Annotated in this window: 4 protein-coding genes; all 4 read left to right on the forward strand. The window is 74.1% G+C overall.

Translation table 11 applies throughout. The features are described from left to right. Positions 1–237 precede the first annotated feature (237 nt). Complete coding sequence (locus tag G5C51_RS44190) at positions 238–1374, forward strand: discoidin domain-containing protein (RefSeq protein ID WP_338118487.1); 1137 nt, start codon at positions 238–240, stop codon at positions 1372–1374. Between the two features lie 633 nt (positions 1375–2007). Continuing rightward, positions 2008–2583 (forward strand): PadR family transcriptional regulator, encoded by a 576-nt coding sequence (locus tag G5C51_RS40010; protein ID WP_165245540.1) that lies wholly within the window; start codon positions 2008–2010, stop codon positions 2581–2583. Beyond that, the gene (locus tag G5C51_RS40015; protein WP_165245542.1) at positions 2580–3323 is read left to right on the forward strand and encodes an ABC transporter ATP-binding protein; all 744 of its coding nucleotides are present in this window, start codon (positions 2580–2582) and stop codon (positions 3321–3323) included. The genes G5C51_RS40010 and G5C51_RS40015 overlap by 4 nt, the downstream gene beginning before the upstream one ends. Continuing rightward, the coding region (locus G5C51_RS40020; RefSeq protein WP_165245544.1) for an FtsX-like permease family protein at positions 3320–4550 on the forward strand (1231 nt) is incomplete at its 3' end. The genes G5C51_RS40015 and G5C51_RS40020, both read left to right, overlap by 4 nt.

Here is a 4550-nt window from a genome sequence, read left to right on the forward strand (position 1 = left end):
GTTGCGGACCGGGGCCGGGGCGTTACGGACCAGGACCGAGGTGTTGCGCTCCGGGGTGGTCCCAAGGGGGTTGACGTGTCGGGTCGCGGGCGGGACTCCGCGGCCAGAGGATCGGCGGCTCATGGTCGCGAGGCCGGGAGGGCAGCGGCCCACAACGCGGCGGCCGGGAGGACGGCGGCCCACAACTCAGCGGCTGGCAGCGCAGCGACCCACCACCCGGCGGGCCGCAGCGCAGCAGTGCACCTTCCGCCGGTCGGCGAGCGCGGGCCCGCGCACCGCGACGGTGTCGCCTCCCCCGATGAGGCGATCGCCGCACTCCGCTCCGGGCAGCCCACGCTCGCGCCGTCGGCGGAGGCCGTTCGTGTTCCGCTGCCCGGTGAGGACGGCGCCGCGGGCGCGCAGCAGCTCACCGTCGACATCCCTGAGCAGGACCTTCGTAACGTCACCGTCCTCACCGCCCCCGGCTCCGGCACCCGTGCCTCGGTCGAGGTGCATGTGCGGGGGCGGGGCTGGGAGCGCATCGGCAAGCTGGCCGACGACGGGTTCACCGAGCTGCCGGCGAAGGGCGTGCGTGCCGATGCCGTACGCCTCGTCTGGGACGAGGACTCCCGGGCGCCGGTCGTGCACGAGGTCATTCCGTGGTCCGCCGAGGTGCCCGATGCCCGGCTCGAACTCCCGCACAGCGAGGCCGATGTCGCGATCGGCGGTAAGCCGGTGACCGTCGAGGCCGAACTCACCGCGCAGACCCCGGGCGCGGCCCGCGGCCGCCTCTCCGCCCCCGCGCCGGACGGCGGCCTGGAGACCGACCACGCCGCCCGCGTCACCGCCCCGCGCGGCGGCAAGGCCACGGCGCGTATCGAGGTGAGCGCGCCGGAGGGCACGAAGCCCGGCACGTACGAGCTGCCGGTGCGCGTCTCGGACGGGCACGGTGGCACGCAGCGCGGGACCGTGACGGTACGGGCGTATCCGCCCGCCGGCGGCGAGGACTTGGCGCGGAGCGGCGACGCCTCGTCGTCGGCCGACGAAACGCCGGACTTCCCGGCCGCGGCGGCGGTGGACGGCAAGGCGGACACGCGGTGGTCATCACCGGCGAAGGACGGCGAGTGGCTGCAGGTCCGGCTCGACAAGCCTGCACGGGTGGGCGAGGTGCGACTGCGGTGGCAGGACGCGTATGCCTCCGGCTACCGGGTGCAGGTCTCTGCCGATGGCCGCCGCTGGCGCACGGCTGCGCGGGTGGTGGACGGTGCGGGTGGGCGTGAGTCGGTGCGGATGGATGAGCGGGACGTCCGGTATGTACGCATCCAGGGTGAGGAGCGGGGGACGCGCTTCGGGTATTCGCTGTGGGCGCTGGAGGTCTACGCGGTTCGGGATTGACCGGACGACGGACGGGGCGGCTCGCGCTGGGAGTGGCTGAAGTGGCTGTGGTGGCGGGCAAGTTGGCATCGGATGGTGACGGCCGCGCTGCCGGGTCCGTGCGGGTGCGGTGCCGGAAACGGATGGCTGGCTACGGGAGGAGGGGGAGGCGGGGCGCGTCGGTCTGCCGGGCGGCGGTCTGACCTCGCGTCTCCTCGCGTCTCCTCGCCTCGCCTTGCCTGGCCTGGCCTCGTTGGGGAGAGCCGGAGCTTGCCGCTACGGCGGGGCGCATGCGGCTGACTGCGGTGTGATCAGGCCTGGCATGCGGCGGCGTTGGCAGCTTGCCTGCCCTACCTGCGAAGCCTGCCCTGCCTGCGAAGCCTGCCCTGCCTGCGAAGCCTGCGAAGCCTGCGAAGCCTGCGGCAGGCTTCCCGCCCGACACACCACACCCCCCAAGGAAAAGGTCACCCGGCAGACCAAACGCGCCCCGCCTCCCCACTCCTCCCGTAGCCAGCCATCCGTTTCCGGCACCGCACCCCAAGGCACGACGGCGACGCGACCGTCACCATCCGATGCCAACCCATCCGAAAAGCTCGACCCCAATCCCCACCCCACTATTCACTCAGTACATATACGTAGTGCATAGTAGAACCCATGACCACCGCACACGTCCTGCTAGGCCTCCTCACCAGCGGGCCCAGCCACGGCTACGACCTCAAGAAGCGCCACGACGAGCGCTTCCCCGAGGCGCGGCCGCTTGCGTACGGGCAGGTGTACTCGACGCTGCAGCGGCTCGTACGTGACGGGCTGGCCGAGGAAGACGGGACCGAGGCGGCCGGGGGGCCCGAGCGCACTCGGTACCGGATCACCGACGCCGGGAGCGACAAGCTCAAAGGCTGGCTGGCTGAAGTCGCCCCGCCCGCGCCCTTCGTGAGCAATGAGATCTTCGCGAAGGTCGTCGTCGCCATCCTCGCCGGCGACACCGCCGGTCCCGGTCCCAGCCCCGGACCCGGCCGCCATCCCGGCCCAGCCGCCTACCTCGATGCCCAACGCGCCGCCCACCTGGCCCGCATGCGGGAGCTGACCACCGCCAAAGCCGACCCGGCAGCACCGCTCGCCACCGTCCTGTCCGCCGACTACGCACTCAGTCACCTCGACGCCGACCTGCGCTGGATGGCCACCACGGCCCAGCGCCTCAGCACTCTGGAGAAGGAGGTCCGCGCCTCATGACGCCACAGCCACAGCCGAACCCGGTCCCCGTGCTCAGCGCCCGCGACCTGACCAAGTCCTACGGCCGCACCGAGGCCCTCCGCGGGGCGGGCATCGAGCTCGCCGCCGGGGAGATCCTCGCGGTGACCGGCGCCAGCGGCAGCGGGAAGTCGACCCTGCTGCACTGCCTCGCCGGGATCGTCACCCCGGACTCCGGCGCCGTGTCGTACCAAGGCGAGCGTCTCGACCAAGCCGGTGAGCGGCGCCGCACCGAGCTGCGGCGGACGGACTTCGGGGTGGTGTTCCAGTTCGGGCAGCTGGTGCCCGAACTGACCGTGCTCGACAACGTCTGCCTGCCCCTGCTGCTCGGCGGGCAGCGCCGCGCGGCAGCGGCCGTCAAGGCCGAGGAGTGGCTGGAGCGGTTCGGCGTACGGGCCCAGGCCGGGCTCCGGCCCGGGGAGCTGAGCGGTGGGCAGGGGCAGCGCGTCGCGCTCGCCCGCGCGCTCGTCACCGGGCCCTCCGTCGTCTTCGCCGACGAGCCGACCGGTGCCCTCGACTCGCTCGCCGGTGAACAGGCGATGGCCGCGCTGGTGCATGCCGCGAAGGACTCGGGCACCTCGATACTGCTGGTCACGCATGACGCCCGGGTCGCCGCGTACGCCGATCGCGAGGTGGTGCTGCGGGACGGGGCGCCGGTGCCGTCGCAGTTCGGCACCCCCGTGCCGCCCGTGTCGCCGGCCCAGCGGCAGGACCAGTCGTGAAGGCCGAGGCGCGCCTCGCCTGGGCGCTCATGCGCGGGTCCGACCGGCGGGAGTGGCTGCGGGTGCTGCTCACCGTCGTGGGCAGCGCCGTCGCCACCGCCTTCGCGCTGGCGGCGGTGACCGTCGCGGCGATCCGCGGCGAGCACTGGCACTACTCCAGCGCCCTCCTCGGCGAGTCCGGGCTGCGGCCCGGCGTGATCGCCGCGCTGCTGCTCCTGCTGCTCACCGCGCTCGCCTTCCTCGGCCAGTGCGCCCGGATCGGCGCCGCGCACCGCGACCGGCGGCTGGCCGCGCTGCGGCTGACCGGGGGCACGCCCCGGCAGGTGCGGCGGATCGCGGCCCTCGAAACCGGGCTCGCGTGTCTCGCCGGAGCCCTGCTCGCCGTGGTCGTCTTCCTCGGCCTGTGGGCGTGGGCCGAGGCCGTGCAGCCGGACGGGCGGGGGCAGCAGCTCACCTGGCCGACCGATATCCCGCTGCCGCTGTTGCCGTGGCTCGGCACCGCGCTGTGCATGCCGGTGCTCGCGGTGCTGGCGACGCTGTTCGCGCTGCGCCGGGTGGTCGCCGAGCCGCTGGCGGTCAGCCGGCGGACGGTGCGGCGGACGCCGCTGAAGCTGGCGCTGATCTTCGGGCTGCCGCCGGCCGTGATCGTCGTCGGCTTCGGAGCGCTGCAGGTCATGGCGGGGCAGCAGGCCGACGGATGGATCTATCCCCTGTTCGCCGCCCTCACCGGCCTCATCGCCGCGGGCGTCGTCCTCGGCACCGGCGCCCTCGCCGTCCTCCTCGGCCGCGCCTTCGCCACCACCGACCGGCCGGCGCTGCTGATCGCCGCGCACCGGCTGCGCCTCGACCCGTGGTCAGGGGCCCGTACGCACGGCACGCTGCTCTTCGCCACCGTGATGGGGACCGGCTTCGCGGTGCTCTGGCAGGACCTGCTGGCCTCGGTCGAGCACGGGAACTACGCGGAGGACGACTCCTTCTACACCGGCTCCTACGCCCTCGTCGCCACCGCCTTCGTCATCGGCCTCGCCGTGACGGTCGGCGGTCTCGCGGTCGGCAGCGCCGAGTCGCTGGTCACCCGGCGGCGGGCGCTGGCCGCGCAGTACGCCGCCGGGGTGCCGCGGGCGGTGCTGCGGCGGGCGGTGCTGCTGGAGGTGCTGCTGCCGGTGGTGCCCGCGGTGGTGGTGGCCGCCGGGGCCGGGCTGGCGGTCGGGGGCCTCCTCGTTACGG

The sequence above is a fragment of the Streptomyces coryli genome, assembly GCF_011044975.1.
In the GTDB taxonomy this organism is placed as follows: Bacteria; Actinomycetota; Actinomycetes; order Streptomycetales; family Streptomycetaceae; genus Streptomyces; species Streptomyces coryli.

What these genes read in the sequence shown, in the direction of transcription:
- G5C51_RS40010 (WP_165245540.1), top strand. Translation starts at nt 2,008, where the DNA reads ATGACCACCGCACACGTCCTGCTAGGCCTCCTCACCAGCGGGCCCAGC.
- G5C51_RS40015 (WP_165245542.1), top strand. Translation starts at nt 2,580, where the DNA reads ATGACGCCACAGCCACAGCCGAACCCGGTCCCCGTGCTCAGCGCCCGC.